Consider the following 14,827-nt stretch of genomic DNA (forward strand, 5'->3'; position numbering starts at 1 on the left):
TGGCTCAGGCCGTCTGCCCGAGCCGTTGCGCGAGCCCTTTCAGCTTCGGCCCGATCTGCGTCCGGAACACGTCCTCGTCCATCGACGACGCGGGACCGCTGCAGCTCAGGATCAGCCAGCGCCCCTCGCGCGGCTCGCGAAACGGCACGGCCGCCGCGTTCACGTCCATGTGCCACGCGCGGAACGAGTAGCAGCACCCGCCTGCCGAGAACTCGGCCACCGCAAGCTGCGCGGCGGCGACGAGCGCATCGGCGTCCGCCGCGCCGCCTGCCGCGCGGTGCAGTTCCGTATAGAGCGCGCGGCGCACATCCTCCGGCTGCACGGCCAGGTACGCACGCCCCATCGAGCTCGTCAGCATCGACAGCCGCGAACCGGGCGCGAGCCCGAGCGTCAGCGCCGTCTCGCTGCGGATCGTCTCCAGGTAGATCATGTCGAGTCCGTCCCGGCAGCCCAGCGACACGGCCGCGCCGATTTCGCGCGCGAGCGCCTGCATGTGCGGCCGCGCGAGATCGATCGTCCCCGAACCCGACAGCAGCGCGTAGCCGAGCGACAGCACGCCGGCGTCGAGCGCATACTTTCCAAGCGTCTCGTCGTAGCGCAGGTAACCGAGCACGGTCAGCGTATAGGCAAGCCGGTTCACGGTCGCCTTCGGCAGCCCCGTGCGCTCCGCGAAGTCGCGGTTGCCGAGCATCGTCTCGCCGGGCCGGAAGGCGCGCAGCAGGTCGAGCCCGCGCGCGAGCGCGACGACGAACTTGCGTTCGTCGATCGTGGTTTCGTCGATGGTTGAAAGTGTCATCTGGTGCTACACTGGGTTCGATTTGCAAAACATTGTTCCGCACAGCGGAACTACAGTCAAGCGAACTTTTGGCATGGGGCCCGGCTGGAAGACCGGACCAACTGGAGATGAGACGATGACCGCTGCAACTTTTCATTGGGACGATCCGCTGCTGCTCGACCAGCAACTGACTGAAGAAGAGCGGATGGTGCGCGATGCCGCGCAGGCGTACGCACAGGACAAGCTCGCGCCGCGCGTCACTGAAGCGTTCCGCCACGAGCGCACCGACGCCGCCATCTTCCGCGAGATGGGCGAAGTCGGTCTGCTCGGCCCGACGATTCCCGAGGAATACGGCGGCCCCGGCCTCAACTACGTCAGCTACGGACTGATCGCGCGCGAAGTCGAGCGCGTCGATTCGGGCTACCGGTCGATGATGTCCGTGCAGTCGTCGCTCGTGATGGTGCCGATCTTCGAATTCGGCTCCGACGCGCAGAAGCAGAAATACCTGCCGAAGCTCGCGACCGGCGAATGGATCGGCTGCTTCGGGCTGACCGAGCCGAACCACGGCTCCGATCCGGGCAGCATGGTCACGCGCGCGAAGAAGGTGCCCGGCGGCTACTCGCTGTCCGGCGCGAAGATGTGGATCACGAACTCGCCGATCGCCGACGTGTTCGTCGTGTGGGCGAAGCTCGAAGAGAACGGCAAGGACGCGATCCGCGGCTTCATCCTGGAGAAAGGCTGGAAGGGCCTGTCGGCGCCGGCGATCCACGGCAAGGTCGGGCTGCGCGCGTCGATCACCGGCGAGATCGTCCTCGACGAAGTGTTCGTGCCGGAAGAGAACCTGATGCCGAACGTGAGCGGCCTGCGCGGCCCGTTCACGTGCCTGAACTCGGCGCGCTACGGGATCGCATGGGGCGCGCTCGGCGCTGCCGAGTCCTGCTGGCACACCTCGCGCCAGTACGTGCTCGACCGCCAGCAGTTCGGCCGGCCGCTCGCCGCGAACCAGCTGATCCAGAAGAAGCTCGCCGACATGCAGACCGAAATCACGCTCGGCCTGCAAGGCGTACTGCGCCTCGGCCGGATGAAGGACGAAGGCACGGCGGCCGTCGAGATCACGTCGATCATGAAGCGCAACTCGTGCGGCAAGGCGCTCGACATCGCGCGCCTCGCGCGCGACATGCTCGGCGGCAACGGCATCTCCGACGAATTCGGCGTCGCGCGCCACCTCGTGAACCTCGAAGTGGTCAACACGTACGAAGGCACGCACGACATCCACGCGCTGATCCTCGGCCGCGCGCAGACGGGCATCCAGGCATTCTTCTGAACATCCGGACGTGACGCACGCGGCCGCGATGCCGCGTGGCGCAGCGCCAAGCAAACGGCCCGCCCGGCATCACTGCCGGGCGGGCCGTTGTTCATCGGAACCGCGGTTCCGGGCCGCCGCTGCTTACTTGTTCGGCTGCGGCGTCAGGCGCAGATACGGACGCACTGCGTTGAAGCCCTTCGGGAAGCGCTTCTTCAGCTCTTCCGGATCCTGCAGCGACGGCACGATCACGACGTCGTCGCCGTCCTTCCAGTTGCCGGGCGTCGCGACCTTGTAGTTGTCGGTCAGTTGCAGCGAGTCGATCACGCGCAGCACTTCGTCGAAATTGCGCCCCGTGCTGGCCGGATAGGTGATCGTGAGCCGCACCTTCTTGTTCGGGTCGATCACGAACAGCGAGCGCACCGTCAGCGTTTCGTTCGCGTTCGGGTGGATCATGTCGTACAGCTGCGAAACCTTGCGGTCCGCATCGGCGATGATCGGAAAGCCGACGACCGTCGATTGCGTTTCGTTGATGTCGTTGATCCAGCCCTTGTGCGATTCGACGCCGTCGACCGACAGCGCGATCACCTTCACGTTGCGTTTCTCGAATTCGCCCTTCAGTTTCGAGGTCAGCCCGAGTTCCGTCGTGCACACCGGCGTGTAGTCGGCCGGATGGGAGAACAGGACGCCCCAGCTGTTGCCGAGCCAGTCGTGAAACTTGATGGTGCCCAGGCTCGATTCCTGCTCGAAATCCGGTGCGATGTCGCCAAGACGCAGACTCATGATGTTCCCTCCTCGAACGATGCTGGTTGAAACCGCGCGCTGGACAGCGCGGGACAGTCCATCAGCTTACGGGAAGCAATGGGCCGTGCGAACGATTATTCCGTTTGATATTCATACTTTTTTGTCATTTTTACCCGGCGCCGGGACGGGACGGGCGACCACGAGGGAAACTTTTCAATCCTTTGCCGCTCTGTTCATGATTACAAGTCGTTTACCATGCAGTCTTGCACTGCCGCCGTGTGTGTTCCCGGCTCGCCAGCAGGCAGGGGTTTCGCTACGATGTGAACCTGCAGCATGACAGCACGAAGGGAGTTGCAATGTCGGAAATCAACAAGGAGAAACTGATGTCGGATATCAAAACCGTTCTCTCGGACGCCGAAGACCTGCTCAAGCAAGCAGCGAGCAGCACGGGCGACCGTGCGGCCGAGCTGCGCGAGAAGGCGATGTCGCGCCTGAAGCAGGCCAAGGAAAAGGCTGCCGACGTCCAGGTCGTGGTGGTCGAGAAAGGCAAGAAGGCCGCACGCGCGACCGACGATTACGTGCACGAGCACCCGTGGACGTCGATCGGCGTGGCCGCCGGCGTCGGCGTGCTGATCGGCCTGCTGATCAACCGCAAGTAACGCGCTCTGCGCCGTTTCGTCCCGCGGGCCGCGTCGCGCGGCCCGCGGGCGTCGAAGCCAGTCGGCGGTTTCCGCCGGCCGGCTTTGTCCTAGCTGCTCACTGCGCGCACGCACCTCATCCATGACGACAGACACCACCTCGCAGCCGTCCGGCCAAGGACCGCTGCGCCGCCTCGTCGGCTCCGCGATCGGGCTTCTGCAGACACGCCTCGAACTGGTGGGCATCGAGCTTGCCGAGGAGAAGGAACGCCTGATGGGCGTGCTGTTCCTCGGGCTCGCCGCGATGATGCTCGCGACGATGGCACTCATCAGCCTGACCGTGCTCGTCGCGATCGCGTTCTGGGATACCTATCGCTGGCAGTCGCTCGCGGTAATCACCGCACTGTATGCCGCCGCCGGCATCGTGTGCGCGCTGAAAGCCCGCTCGGGCCTGCGCGACGCACCGACCGTATTCGAGGCGACGCTCGCCGAACTCGAGAAGGACCGCGAACTGTTCCGCGGCAAGCCGTGATCGCCATCGCGTTCACCCCTCCCACCTACTTCGTCGACGCGCCATGAGCCAGAACGTTACGGGCAATTCACCCCGCTCCCATTCGTCGCGATCGAACTGGAGCGCATCGCAGCATCGCGCGCTCCGCAAGGAACTGCTGATCCTGCGATCCGAAGTCGAGCGGCTCGAGCTCGCGGAAGCCGCCGGCGAGATGCGCCAGGCCGTCACGCGCTTCAGCTGGCTCAAGGTTTTCATCCCCGGCCTTTCCACCAACAAGTTCAGCCAGTCCGCCAGGAACCTGAACGCGAGCCTCGGCAATCTCGTCAACCAGTATCCGATGCTGAGTTCGCTCGCGTCGCTCGTGCTGGCGAAACCCGTTCGCTCGCTGCTGCGCGCGAGCGCGGGCCCCGCGCTGAAGTGGGGCACGCTCGGCTTCGCCGCATGGGAGGTCTACCGGATCTGGAAGCAATCCCGCGACGAGCGCGAGCTCGACCCGCACGGCGACTGACCGCCGACCTCACGCGCGCACGGCCATGCGCCGTTGCGCGCCTTTTTTGCAGACGCTTGCAAACTCAACGCGCGCCCCAGCAGGCCGTGCCCGGCTCGTCGGCGCCATCGCGCCGCACATTGCCTTTCGTCCCGCCGGAATCCAGCGTGAAGGACCCGCATGGATCGTCGTGCATCGGGCCCGTGTCGAGCGGGCTTGCGTCCAGTTCGTAGCTCACCGGCGAATCGTCGCCACCCAGCCGCCGCAGCGTCAGGCGATAGACGGCACGCCCGTCCGGCGGCGCCCGCACGAGCGCGTCCGGCAACGCCGAAGGCAACGAACCATCCAGCGTTTCGAGATACTGGGCCGCGCGATACAGCGCGGACACCGCCGACGCGCGATGAACGCGCGCGACATGCTCGCGATACGACGGGATGCCCCATCCGGCCAGCACCGCGACGATCGCGAGCACGATCATCAACTCGATCAGCGTGAATCCCGTCGATCGGAATACGGAAGGACGGCCGTTCACTGAAGCACCGCCGCGACGCGACGCCAGCGCAGCGCGACGACGCGCTCGCCGCGTATCGCGACCTGGTGCTGCAGCCAGACTGCACTCGATGCATGCGCACCGACGCCACGTGCGGTGACGAGATAAGCACGGCTACCGGGCGGCCCTGCCCCGCGCCACGCCTCGATCAGGCATCGCGGCGGCTGCGCGGCCATCGGCCATCCGGCGAACGGCGTGAATGCTTCGGCGGCCGCCAGCGGCGGCATGCGCCGCCAGGTGTCGGGCTCCACGTACGATTCGCGCTCGCTCACATAGGGCACCGCGCCACGGAGCAATCGCGCGGTGCATGCTGCCAGCGCGGCATCGGCTGCGTGGAATGCAATCAGCCGATCGGACAGTGCTCGCGTGCGACGCGATTCCGTCAGCGCGGCTTCGAACCACGTGCCTGTCAGCGCTGCAATGGCCGCACCGACCGCGATGACTGCCGGCAATGCGAGCCCTGCGTCGCGCCGCCAGGCGCGGGGTGCCGACCGGAAGCGCATGCGCGGTTCACACGGGTTCGTCGCCAGGGCGCTCGTGCACGCAGCCTGTTGCGGTTCGTCGCCGCTCGCGGCGATGAGCCCATGCGCGTTGCCTGCTGCAACCCATCGCGATCTCGCCCACACGGACCGACCTGCTCCGCTCATCGCACCACCTCTTGCGTGCGCGCTGCATCAGGCAACGTAGCGTCGAAGCCGGGCGCTGAATTTCTCAGCGCGATGATGCGATCGAGCGTCAAACGTGCACGTCCGTCCTGTGCAACGGCGGCAAGACCGTTGCAGTCGACATGGCTGGACGGCTCGCGCATCGGTTCGCCGCGCGCCCGCACGCAGACATGCACGGCCACGACATCGCGCCAGTCTTCGACACGCATCGCATCGGCGTCGACAAATTGAGCGCCGCCGCGACGCAAATAGCGCACGCGCAACTGATCGATGCCCGATACGACGGGCTGCGGCGTGCCCGGACGGCCGCTCCCTTCGCAATACAGCTCGGGCTCCCCCGTCGACGGACTGACGTGCGCATCGAAGCGGTTCTCCACCAACGGCCGTTCGCCAGGCGCGCCGACACCTTGCCCGAGGCAATCCGACGCCTGGCCGCTCACCGTCGACCACGTCGACACCGCATCACCGACGTACCGGACCAGTAGCGCATCCGACGCAGCGCGCACCGACTCGCACCGCACCTGTGCGCCATCGCCCCGCACGCGCGCCGTCGAACAGCCGAACACCGGCGGCAACGATGACGCGCCTTCCATATCGAGCGGCCGGAACCCCGCCATCTGGATCTGCTGGCCGACCAACATCAGCGCGGTGCCTGCCGCATCGCGCATCCGGAATGCATCTTCCGCACGCCGTTGCGCAATGCGCTGCGCGTGATGGAGCGCGCCTGCCGCTGCGAGCACGAGGAGACCGACGGTCATCGCAATCAGCACCTCGAGCAGCGTGTGTGCACGCATACGACGATCAGCGTGCATCGGCATCGGTCTCCCGAAACGGAATCCGGACGCACGTGGGCGGCTGCCCCGATACACCCGCGGCTTCGCATCGCGGCGACGCAGCCGCGTTGCCGCTACGCCAGCCGACGACCGCGTAGCGGACGCCGCCCGGCCCGTCGTCGAGCGTCATCGCACCGCCGGGCAGCGACGCAGCCGCCAGCGCCGCAAGGCCATCGTCTGTCCCGGCACCTGCGTACAGGCGCTCGATACGCGCGTCGGCCAGCCACAGCGCACGCTCGCGCCAGATCGTCGCCCGCTGGGCGCGCGCCATCGCAAGCTGGCTGCCGGCCACGGCCAGCATCACGGTCGCGAGCAGCGCGATGGCCAGCGTCGCCTCGATCAGCGACGTGCCGCGCATGGCGTTGCGCATCGCGATCACGCCGAGCCGCAGCGGCCGGCGACCACCCGCGCCCGGCCGCCCGCCGCAATCCTCACGCAACGCGACACGCGTGCGTCTTCCGCGTCGGACACGCCGCGCCGCGGACGCAATTCGAACCGCCGGATTCCGCCGATCGCCTGGCCGGCCGGCGGCGCAAAAGCCAGATCGTGCGCGGCGCCCGCGACGGCCACTTCGGCATCGCGCGGATAGCGTCGCAGTACGCGCGATTGCCCGTCGACCTGCCCGCTGACGATCCAGTCGCACGACCATTCGGCCGCATCGCACCGCTCGCCGGCACGCAGACAGGTGCCGCCGTTCCCGGCCCGGCACAGCGTGACACGCGTGCCAAGACGCGTCGCCTCGGTACGCGCAAACGAAAGCGCGCCGAGCAACGCACGCGAGCGTGCATCCACACGCTCACGCATGCGCCACTGGTCGAACGCGGGCGCCGCGTAGAGCGCGAGCCCGGCCGCCAGCGCGAGCGCAACCATCAGCTCGACGAGCGTGAACCCGCCCGAGCCTGACAATGGATTTTTCAAAGGTTGAGCGTGCAGCCCCATCGCCATCGTCCTCCACCAGAGTGAGGAGACGACTGTAGCGATGCGTGCGGACTCGCGCCATTTGCCGAACGGCCGACTGGCGACATCCGGTCGCGACCGACACAATCGGCGCGAACTGAACCAACGGAGAAGACGATGAACGAACGCAGCGCGTCAGCGCTTACGCGGGGTCTTGGCGGGAGAGGCGCGACGGAACTCTTCGATCACGTCGGCAAATTCGGAAACGTCCTCGAACCGGCGATACACCGATGCGAAGCGGACATAAGCGATCGTATCGAGGCCGCGCAACTCGTTCATCACGAGCTCGCCGAGCTTCTCGCTACGCACTTCACGCTCGCCTGTCGCGAGCAGTTGATATTCGATGCGGGCGACCGCCGCGTCGATCGCGTCGGCAGCAACCGGCCGCTTGCGCAGCGCGAGTTGCATGCTGGCGACGATCTTGCGACGGTCGAATTCCGTGCGGCTGCCGTCCTTCTTCACGACGAACGGCAGGGACAGCTCGACCCGCTCGTACGTCGTGAAGCGCTTGTCGCAAGCCGAGCAACGACGGCGCCGGCGAATCGCGGCGCCATCTTCGGACACGCGCGAGTCTACGACCTGCGTGTCGTCATGCCGGCAGAACGGGCAGCGCATCGGCGATCAGCGATAGACCGGGAAACGCTTGGTCAGCTCGGCGACCTGCGCACGCACGCGCTCGATCGTCGCGGCATCTTCCGGGTTCTCCAGCACGTCGGCGATCAGGTTGCCCACCTGCTCCGCTTCCGCCGGGCCGAACCCGCGCGTCGTCATCGCCGGCGAACCCAGGCGCACGCCGCTCGTCACGAACGGCTTTTCCGGATCGTTCGGGATCGCGTTCTTGTTCACCGTGATGTGTGCCGCACCGAGTGCTGCTTCCGCTGCCTTGCCCGTGATGTTCTTCGCGCGCAGGTCCACCAGCATCACGTGGCTTTCGGTGCGGCCCGACACGATCCGCAGGCCGCGCTTCACCAGCGTTTCAGCCAGCACGCGCGCGTTTTCGACCACCTTTTCCTGGTACGACTTGAACTCCGGCGACAGCGCTTCCTTGAACGCCACCGCCTTCGCCGCGATCACGTGCATCAGCGGGCCGCCCTGGATCCCCGGGAAGATCGCCGAGTTGATCGGCTTCTCGTACTCCGCCTTCATCAGGATCACGCCGCCGCGCGGGCCGCGCAGGCTCTTGTGCGTCGTCGTCGTCACGAAGTCCGCGTGCGGCACCGGGTTCGGGTACACGCCGGCCGCGATCAGGCCTGCGTAGTGCGCCATGTCGACCATCAGGTACGCGCCCACCGACTTCGCGATCTTCGCGAGGCGCTCGAAATCGATCTTCAGCGAGAACGCCGACGCGCCCGCGACGATCAGCTTCGGCTTGTGTTCCTGCGCGAGCTTCTCGGCCGCTTCGTAGTCGATGTCTTCGTTTTCGTTCAGGCCATAGCTCACGACGTTGAACCACTTGCCCGACATGTTGACCGGCGAGCCGTGCGTCAGGTGACCACCGTGCGCGAGGCTCATGCCCATGATCGTGTCGCCCGGCTTGAGCATCGCGAAGAACACGCCCTGGTTCGCCTGCGAACCCGAGTTCGGCTGCACGTTCGCGGCTTCCGCGCCGAACAGTTGCTTCACGCGGTCGATCGCGAGCTGCTCGACCACGTCGACGTACTCGCAGCCGCCGTAGTAGCGCTTGCCCGGATACCCTTCCGCGTACTTGTTCGTGAGCTGCGAGCCTTGGGCGGCCATTACGGCCGGACTCGTGTAGTTTTCCGACGCGATCAGCTCGATGTGATCTTCCTGGCGGCGGTTTTCCTGCTCGATCGCTGCAAAGACTTCGGGATCGACGTTCGCGATGGTGCTTTGGGCTCTGTCAAACATACGGTTTCCGTTAAGTGTGTACAGGTTGACCGGAGTGGCCGAGTACGGTGCGCTGCTGGCGGGACCAGCTCGACGTGGCGGAAGAATCCGAATGACGCGAGGCAGGACAGCCACCGGCAATGCACGCGACGGCGCACAACGGCTGCCCAGGCGAACGGCAAAAACGGCGCCCCGCGCTTCACGGTGGGATGCTCCACCTTGAACCCGAACGGGTTCTATCGCCAGTCACGCAGGGGTGATGAGCGCGTTAGTGTATTGGATGCGTCATGAATAGGCAACCGCACGGCAGTGCGCCGGATGCAATTGGGGCCAGACTCTACGTGCCCGTGCCGAAACGCTTTGCCGCCTTGCCGCGGTGCGGCAATCTCAGTAGGCTTGCGGGATACTACTCGCTATTTTGTCATCGACCAGGAGCAGCAATGATCGTGTTCGTCACAGGCGCGTCCGCCGGCTTCGGCGCCGCCATCGCCCGTGCCTTCGTCAACGGCGGCCACCGCGTCGTCGCGACCGCGCGCCGCAAGGACCGTCTCGACGCGCTCGCCGCCGAACTCGGCGACGCCCTTCTGCCGTTCGAACTCGACGTGCGCGACCGCGCGGCCGTCGAGGCCGTGCCGGCCGCCCTCCCCGCCGAATTCGCGGCGCTCGACGTGCTCGTCAACAACGCCGGCCTCGCGCTCGGGGTCGAACCGGCCCACAAGGCGAGCCTCGACGAGTGGCAAACCATGATCGACACGAACTGCTCGGGCCTCGTGACCGTCACGCACGCATTGCTGCCCGGCATGATCGCGCGCGGTCGCGGCCATATCTTCAATCTGGGCTCGGTGGCCGGCACCTATCCGTATCCGGGCGGGAACGTATACGGCGCGACCAAGGCTTTCGTCAGACAATTCAGCCTGAACCTGCGCGCCGACCTGATCGGCACGCCGTTGCGCGTAACCGACATCGAGCCGGGCCTGTGCGGTGGTACCGAGTTCTCGAACGTCCGCTTCCGCGGCGACGATGCAAAGGCGGCGAACGTCTACCAGAACGTCCAGCCGCTCACGGCCGAGGACATCGCGGACACGATCTACTGGATCGCCACGCGCCCCGCGCACGTCAACATCAATACGATCGAAATGATGCCGGTCGCGCAAGCCCCGGCCGGCCTCACGATCCATCGCGGCTGACGCACCGCCCGCAGCCGCGGGCCCGCCTCCGGCCGGCCCGCGGTGTGCTACGGCATACTACATTCCGTTACGAATCGGTTACGAATCGGCTTCCTGCCTTCCGGTAGAATGCGCGCCATGACTCAGCCTACCCGCTCCCCGGAAGCGCCTTCCGGCTTCACCTGGCCGGTGCGTGTGTACTACGAGGATACCGACGCAGGCGGCATCGTCTTCTATGCCAACTACCTGAAGTACTTCGAGCGCGCCCGCACCGAGTGGTTACGCGCGTGCGGTATCGACCAGCGTCAGCTCGCCGACGATACCGGCGCGATCTTCATCGTCCGCAGTACGTCGCTCGACTACCGCGCGCCGGCGCGACTCGACGACACGCTGACGATCACGAGCCGGCCCGGACGCATCGGCCGCGCCTCGGTGGAATTCACGCAGGAAGCCTGGTGTGGCGACACGCTGCTCGTAGCCGGGCACATTCGCCTCGGCTGCGTCGACCGTAACGGTATCCGGCCCGCGGCCATCCCGCCGGCCGTGCTCGACGCGCTGCAACGCGGGCCCGTCATCGACGCCGGGCACACTCCAGTGTCAACGAAGCGCGCATGAGCGCCGTTTAGTCAAAGCCTATGAACTTGCCGTTCTGATTCGATACTAAGCAAGGTTCGGCGTCAGGCATGGCCGGCGCGCCGCGCCGCACGCATACCGGGCGCCCCGAAGGGCCGTTACTCAAACCTCTATGAACACTTCTCAAGACCTGTCGATCATTTCCCTCGTCCTCAACGCGAGCGTGCTGGCCCAGGCCGTGATGGGACTGCTGCTGTTGCTGTCGCTGATGTCGTGGACCTTCATCTTCCGCAAGTGGTTCGCGATCCGCCGCGCGCGCGCGCAGACCGAACGCTTCGAGAAGGATTTCTGGTCGGGCGGCGACCTGCAGGCGCTGTACCAGAGCGCGGCCAACAATCGCCACACGATCGGCGCGCTCGAGCGGATCTTCGAATCGGGGATGCGCGAATTCCTGAAGGCGAAGGAAAAGCGCATCAGCGATCCGGGCCTCGTGCTCGACGGTGCCCGCCGCGCGATGCGTGCGTCGTTCCAGCGCGAGATGGACGTGCTCGAAGCGAACCTCGCCTTCCTCGCGTCGGTCGGCTCGGTCAGCCCGTACATCGGCCTGTTCGGCACGGTCTGGGGGATCATGAACTCGTTCCGCGGGCTCGCGAACGTGCAGCAGGCCACGCTCGCGAACGTCGCGCCGGGCATCGCCGAGGCGCTCGTCGCCACCGCGATCGGCCTGTTCGCCGCGATTCCGGCGGTGGTCGCGTACAACCGCTACGCGCACGACATCGACCGCCTCGCGATCCGCTTCGAGACCTTCATCGAAGAGTTCTCGAACATCCTGCAGCGTCAGGCCCAGTAAGGAGCGCGCCATGGCAGGAAGTCCCATCCGATCCAGCATGCGCGGCGGCCGCTCGCGCCGTGCGATGGCCGACATCAACGTCGTGCCGTACATCGACGTGATGCTGGTGCTGCTCGTGATCTTCATGGTCACCGCACCGCTCGTCGCCCCGTCGATCATCAACCTGCCGACCGTCGGCAATGCCGCGCCGCAGGAGCAGACGCCGCCCGTCGTCGTGAACATCAAGGCCGACCGCACGATGAGCGTCAAGTACAAGGGCGACTCGGGCTCGACCCAGGAAGACACGATGACGAAGGCCGAGCTCGACAGCTTCATCTCGGCCCGGCAGGCCGATCACCCTGACCAGCCGGTCGTGATCGCAGCCGACAAGACCGTGCAGTACGATGCCGTCATGACCGTGATGTCGGATCTGAAGGCGCGCGGCGTCAAGCGCGTCGGCCTCCTCGTCAAATCGCAATGAACCGGCAGCAATCCACGCGCAGCGCCGCCTACCCGCCTCAGCCTCCCCGCGAGCGCGGCACCTGGCGCGCGTTCGCGCTCGCCGCGCTGATGCACGTGCTGCTCGCGCTGTTCCTCTATCACGGCGTGCAGTGGCAGAACAGCACGCCGGCCGGCGCCGAAGCCGAGCTGTGGACCGAGGTGCCCGACGTCGCCGCGCCGCGGCCCGTCGTGACGCCGCCCGCGAAGGTCGCGCCGCCCGCTCCCCCGGTGCGCGACGAGCAGGCCGACATCGCGTTGCAGCAGAAGAAGCGGCAGCAGGAAGCGGCCGCGCGCGAAGCGCTGCTCGATCAGCAACGCCGCGCGCAGCAACTGAAAGCCCGGGAGGAAGACGAAGCCCGGCGCGCGCAGCTCGCGGCCCAGCAGGCCGCCGCCCTCGCCGCGCAGAAGGCCGCGGAGCGCGACAGGCAGAAGCAGGCCGACAAGCTCAAGCAACAGCAGCTCGCCGAACAGCAGAAGCTCGAACAGCAGAAACTCCAGCAGCAGAAGCAGGCGCAGCTCGAAGCGCAGCAGGCGGCGAAGGCAAAAGCCGACGCGGCCGCGAAGGCCAAGGCGGAAGCGCAGGCCAAGGCGAAGGCCGAAGCCACGGCGCGCGCGAAGGCCAGCGCGGCGGCGAACGCGAAGCTCGACCGCGAGCGCAACGCGCGTCTCGCACAGATGCAGGGCCTGTCCGGCGCCGGTGAAGGCGGCGGCGAAGGCCTCGCGAAAAGCGGCACGGGCACGGGTTCCGGCGGCAATGCCGCGACGCCCGGCTATGCCGACAAGGTGCGCCGCCGCGTCAAACCGAACATCGTTTGGGGCGGCGAGCGAGCAGGCCTGACCACCGTCGTCAAGATTCGGTGCACGCCGTCCGGTGACGTATTGAGCGCATCGGTCTCCCGCTCGAGCGGGAATTCGGGGTGGGATCAAGCCGTGGTGAATGCGATCCACGCATCGGTCCCGTTGCCGCCCGATTCTAACGGTCGTACCCCGTCGGACATTACGATTACCTTCAAGGCAGCGGAGTGAGCGGAAATGCGCTTACACTCCCGGCGTCGCTGTCAGACGGGAACGAATCGGGTATTTTTACTGTCTCTGCGGTTGCGCAGCGATCCAAGCCATACGGGAAGCAAGAAGCATGAGTTTGATGACAAAGCTAGGTTTCAGGGCACTCGTGGCCTCGTGTCTGATTACGGCGGGCAGCGCCGCTAACGCCCAGGTCAACGTGCTGATCACCGGTGTCGGGTCGACCCAGTTCCCCATTGCCACGGCGAATTTCGCGAACGAGGCGGGCCTGCCGCAGCAGGTCACGTCGATCGTCCGTGCCGACCTCGCCCGCAGCGGCAAATTCACCAACGTCGACGCAGGCAGCACGCCCGTGCCCGAGACCGCGTCGGTCGATCTCGGCGCATGGAAGGCCAAGGGCGCGAATGCGTTCGTTGCCGGCAGCGTGAACCGCGAAGCGAACGGCCAGTACAAGGTCAACTTCATCCTGTACGACACCGTGAAGCAGCAAAGCCTCGGCGGCCTGTCGCTGACGGCCACCGATACCACGCTGCGCACGGCCGGCCACAAGATCGCCGACTACATCTACCAGAAGCTGCTCGGCGTGCGCGGCGTGTTCGCCACGCGCCTGTCGTACGTGATCAAGACCGGTAACCGCTACCAGCTGCAGATCTCGGATTCGGACGGCCAGAACGCGCGCATCGCGCTGTCGAGCACCGAACCGATCATCTCGCCGTCGTGGTCGCCGAGCGGCACGAAGGTTGCGTACGTTTCGTTCGAGCGCAAGAAGCCGATCGTCTACATCCACGACCTGCCGACCGGCCGCCGCTACATCGTCTCCGACCAGAAGGGCAACAACAGTGCACCGGCCTGGTCGCCGGACAGCAACACGCTCGCCGTTGCGCTGTCGCTGACGGGCAATACGCAAATCTATACGGTCAACTCGACGGGCGGCGGCCTGCGCCGCCTCACGCAGAGCAGCTCGATCGACACCGAGCCGTTCTACTCGCCGGACGGCCACTGGATCTACTTCACGAGCGATCGCGGCGGTGCGCCGCAGATCTACCGGATGCCCGCACAGGGTGAAAGCGCCGGTGCCGCGCAGCGCGTGACCTTCACCGGCAGCTACAACACGAGTCCGCGTATCAGCCCGGACGGCAAGCTGCTCGCTTACATCTCCCGCACGGGTGGGGGCTTCAAGCTGTACGTTCAGGATCTGCAATCCGGCGCGGCGAACGCCGTCACGAATACCAATCACGACGAATCGCCGAGCTTCGCGGCAAACGGCCAGTACCTTCTGTACGCTACCCAGTCGGGTGGGCGCAATGTCCTGGCTGCAGTGCCCTCCGACGGCAGCGCGCCGCCGCAAATCCTGTCCGTCCAGGGCGGCTCCGTTCGCGAGCCGTCGTGGGGGCCCTTCATGCAATGACCACAAGGAGAGTAAC

19 protein-coding genes and 1 riboswitch are annotated in these 14,827 nt (G+C 66.4%); of the genes, 10 read left to right on the top strand and 9 right to left on the bottom strand.

The window, feature by feature from the left end; genetic code table 11:
• Nucleotides 1-4 precede the first annotated feature (4 nt).
• On the bottom strand, nt 5-796 hold the full coding sequence (locus DIE03_RS08405) for an IclR family transcriptional regulator (protein ID WP_124449271.1): 792 nt from the start codon (nt 794-796) through the stop codon (nt 5-7).
• Between the two features lie 115 nt (nt 797-911).
• Between DIE03_RS08405 and DIE03_RS08410 the strand changes: the two genes are divergently transcribed.
• The gene (locus tag DIE03_RS08410; RefSeq protein ID WP_124449273.1) at nt 912-2,099 is read left to right on the top strand and encodes an acyl-CoA dehydrogenase; all 1,188 of its coding nucleotides are present in this window, start codon (nt 912-914) and stop codon (nt 2,097-2,099) included.
• Between the two features lie 123 nt (nt 2,100-2,222).
• Here DIE03_RS08410 and DIE03_RS08415 read toward each other — a convergent pair whose 3' ends face one another.
• Nucleotides 2,223-2,861: a peroxiredoxin gene (locus DIE03_RS08415; RefSeq protein ID WP_034187217.1), complete on the bottom strand. Its 639-nt coding sequence runs from the start codon at nt 2,859-2,861 to the stop codon at nt 2,223-2,225.
• A gap of 317 nt (nt 2,862-3,178) precedes the next feature.
• Between DIE03_RS08415 and DIE03_RS08420 the strand changes: the two genes are divergently transcribed.
• The 3 genes from DIE03_RS08420 to DIE03_RS08430 all read left to right on the top strand — a co-directional run bounded on the left by DIE03_RS08420 (nt 3,179) and on the right by DIE03_RS08430 (nt 4,479).
• A complete protein-coding gene (locus DIE03_RS08420) occupies nt 3,179-3,481 on the top strand; it encodes a YqjD family protein (protein ID WP_006494044.1) in 303 nt (100 codons plus the stop codon).
• A 121-nt stretch (nt 3,482-3,602) separates the two neighbouring features.
• Entirely contained in the window at nt 3,603-3,992 is a 390-nt protein-coding gene (locus DIE03_RS08425) for a phage holin family protein (RefSeq protein WP_124449275.1), read from the top strand.
• Between the two features lie 43 nt (nt 3,993-4,035).
• On the top strand, nt 4,036-4,479 hold the full coding sequence (locus tag DIE03_RS08430; RefSeq protein WP_124449277.1) for a DUF3318 domain-containing protein: 444 nt from the start codon (nt 4,036-4,038) through the stop codon (nt 4,477-4,479).
• Between the two features lie 64 nt (nt 4,480-4,543).
• Here the strand turns inward: DIE03_RS08430 and DIE03_RS08435 are convergent, their stop codons facing one another.
• From DIE03_RS08435 to glyA, 7 genes are all read right to left on the bottom strand, one after another.
• A complete protein-coding gene (locus DIE03_RS08435; protein ID WP_124449279.1) occupies nt 4,544-4,990 on the bottom strand; it encodes a type IV pilin protein in 447 nt (148 codons plus the stop codon).
• A complete protein-coding gene (locus DIE03_RS08440) occupies nt 4,987-5,511 on the bottom strand; it encodes a pilus assembly protein (protein WP_260434828.1) in 525 nt (174 codons plus the stop codon). The genes DIE03_RS08435 and DIE03_RS08440 overlap by 4 nt, the downstream gene beginning before the upstream one ends.
• 140 nt (nt 5,512-5,651) lie before the next feature.
• A complete protein-coding gene (locus DIE03_RS08445; protein WP_124449281.1) occupies nt 5,652-6,491 on the bottom strand; it encodes a PilW family protein in 840 nt (279 codons plus the stop codon).
• Nucleotides 6,475-6,876: a hypothetical protein gene (locus tag DIE03_RS08450; RefSeq protein ID WP_124449283.1), complete on the bottom strand. Its 402-nt coding sequence runs from the start codon at nt 6,874-6,876 to the stop codon at nt 6,475-6,477. Before DIE03_RS08450 ends, DIE03_RS08445 begins: the two co-directional genes overlap by 17 nt.
• 5 nt (nt 6,877-6,881) lie before the next feature.
• Entirely contained in the window at nt 6,882-7,445 is a 564-nt protein-coding gene (locus tag DIE03_RS08455) for a GspH/FimT family pseudopilin (RefSeq protein ID WP_124449285.1), read from the bottom strand.
• Nucleotides 7,446-7,598: 153 nt separating this feature from the next.
• Nucleotides 7,599-8,078: a transcriptional regulator NrdR gene (gene nrdR, locus DIE03_RS08460; RefSeq protein ID WP_006476792.1), complete on the bottom strand. Its 480-nt coding sequence runs from the start codon at nt 8,076-8,078 to the stop codon at nt 7,599-7,601.
• A 6-nt stretch (nt 8,079-8,084) separates the two neighbouring features.
• Nucleotides 8,085-9,332: a serine hydroxymethyltransferase gene (gene glyA / locus DIE03_RS08465; protein WP_124449287.1), complete on the bottom strand. Its 1,248-nt coding sequence runs from the start codon at nt 9,330-9,332 to the stop codon at nt 8,085-8,087.
• 137 nt (nt 9,333-9,469) lie between these two features.
• A riboswitch (ZMP/ZTP riboswitch) is annotated at nt 9,470-9,571 on the bottom strand.
• A 180-nt stretch (nt 9,572-9,751) separates the two neighbouring features.
• Here glyA and DIE03_RS08475 point away from each other — a divergent pair.
• The 6 genes from DIE03_RS08475 to tolB all read left to right on the top strand — a co-directional run bounded on the left by DIE03_RS08475 (nt 9,752) and on the right by tolB (nt 14,811).
• Nucleotides 9,752-10,498, top strand: coding sequence for an SDR family NAD(P)-dependent oxidoreductase (locus tag DIE03_RS08475; protein ID WP_124449511.1), 747 nt, complete (start codon nt 9,752-9,754; stop codon nt 10,496-10,498).
• Between the two features lie 108 nt (nt 10,499-10,606).
• Nucleotides 10,607-11,092 carry a tol-pal system-associated acyl-CoA thioesterase gene (ybgC, locus tag DIE03_RS08480; RefSeq protein WP_124449289.1) on the top strand — a complete coding sequence of 162 codons (486 nt, stop codon included), beginning with the start codon at nt 10,607-10,609 and terminating at the stop codon, nt 11,090-11,092.
• A gap of 130 nt (nt 11,093-11,222) precedes the next feature.
• Nucleotides 11,223-11,900: a protein TolQ gene (gene tolQ / locus DIE03_RS08485; RefSeq protein WP_021157170.1), complete on the top strand. Its 678-nt coding sequence runs from the start codon at nt 11,223-11,225 to the stop codon at nt 11,898-11,900.
• A 10-nt stretch (nt 11,901-11,910) separates the two neighbouring features.
• Complete coding sequence (gene tolR, locus DIE03_RS08490; RefSeq protein WP_124449291.1) at nt 11,911-12,360, top strand: protein TolR; 450 nt, start codon at nt 11,911-11,913, stop codon at nt 12,358-12,360.
• A complete protein-coding gene (tolA, locus tag DIE03_RS08495; RefSeq protein WP_124449293.1) occupies nt 12,357-13,406 on the top strand; it encodes a cell envelope integrity protein TolA in 1,050 nt (349 codons plus the stop codon). Before tolR ends, tolA begins: the two co-directional genes overlap by 4 nt.
• 109 nt (nt 13,407-13,515) lie before the next feature.
• Complete coding sequence (gene tolB, locus DIE03_RS08500; RefSeq protein ID WP_124449295.1) at nt 13,516-14,811, top strand: Tol-Pal system beta propeller repeat protein TolB; 1,296 nt, start codon at nt 13,516-13,518, stop codon at nt 14,809-14,811.
• Nucleotides 14,812-14,827: the final 16 nt, after the last annotated feature.

Source organism: Burkholderia sp. Bp8992 (assembly GCF_003853705.1).
In the GTDB taxonomy this organism is placed as follows: Bacteria; Pseudomonadota; Gammaproteobacteria; order Burkholderiales; family Burkholderiaceae; genus Burkholderia.

Coding starts and splice junctions, on each gene's coding strand:
- DIE03_RS08455 (WP_124449285.1), bottom strand. CDS start 7,445: ATGGGGCTGCACGCTCAACCTTTGAAAAATCCATTGTCAGGCTCGGGC.
- DIE03_RS08475 (WP_124449511.1), top strand. CDS start 9,752: ATGATCGTGTTCGTCACAGGCGCGTCCGCCGGCTTCGGCGCCGCCATC.
- nrdR (WP_006476792.1), bottom strand. CDS start 8,078: ATGCGCTGCCCGTTCTGCCGGCATGACGACACGCAGGTCGTAGACTCG.
- tolB (WP_124449295.1), top strand. CDS start 13,516: ATGAGTTTGATGACAAAGCTAGGTTTCAGGGCACTCGTGGCCTCGTGT.
- DIE03_RS08445 (WP_124449281.1), bottom strand. CDS start 6,491: ATGCCGATGCACGCTGATCGTCGTATGCGTGCACACACGCTGCTCGAG.
- tolA (WP_124449293.1), top strand. CDS start 12,357: ATGAACCGGCAGCAATCCACGCGCAGCGCCGCCTACCCGCCTCAGCCT.
- DIE03_RS08450 (WP_124449283.1), bottom strand. CDS start 6,876: ATGCGCAACGCCATGCGCGGCACGTCGCTGATCGAGGCGACGCTGGCC.
- DIE03_RS08430 (WP_124449277.1), top strand. CDS start 4,036: ATGAGCCAGAACGTTACGGGCAATTCACCCCGCTCCCATTCGTCGCGA.
- glyA (WP_124449287.1), bottom strand. CDS start 9,332: ATGTTTGACAGAGCCCAAAGCACCATCGCGAACGTCGATCCCGAAGTC.
- DIE03_RS08405 (WP_124449271.1), bottom strand. CDS start 796: ATGACACTTTCAACCATCGACGAAACCACGATCGACGAACGCAAGTTC.
- ybgC (WP_124449289.1), top strand. CDS start 10,607: ATGCGCGCCATGACTCAGCCTACCCGCTCCCCGGAAGCGCCTTCCGGC.
- DIE03_RS08440 (WP_260434828.1), bottom strand. CDS start 5,511: ATGCGCTTCCGGTCGGCACCCCGCGCCTGGCGGCGCGACGCAGGGCTC.
- tolR (WP_124449291.1), top strand. CDS start 11,911: ATGGCAGGAAGTCCCATCCGATCCAGCATGCGCGGCGGCCGCTCGCGC.
- DIE03_RS08410 (WP_124449273.1), top strand. CDS start 912: ATGACCGCTGCAACTTTTCATTGGGACGATCCGCTGCTGCTCGACCAG.
- DIE03_RS08415 (WP_034187217.1), bottom strand. CDS start 2,861: ATGAGTCTGCGTCTTGGCGACATCGCACCGGATTTCGAGCAGGAATCG.
- DIE03_RS08425 (WP_124449275.1), top strand. CDS start 3,603: ATGACGACAGACACCACCTCGCAGCCGTCCGGCCAAGGACCGCTGCGC.
- tolQ (WP_021157170.1), top strand. CDS start 11,223: ATGAACACTTCTCAAGACCTGTCGATCATTTCCCTCGTCCTCAACGCG.
- DIE03_RS08420 (WP_006494044.1), top strand. CDS start 3,179: ATGTCGGAAATCAACAAGGAGAAACTGATGTCGGATATCAAAACCGTT.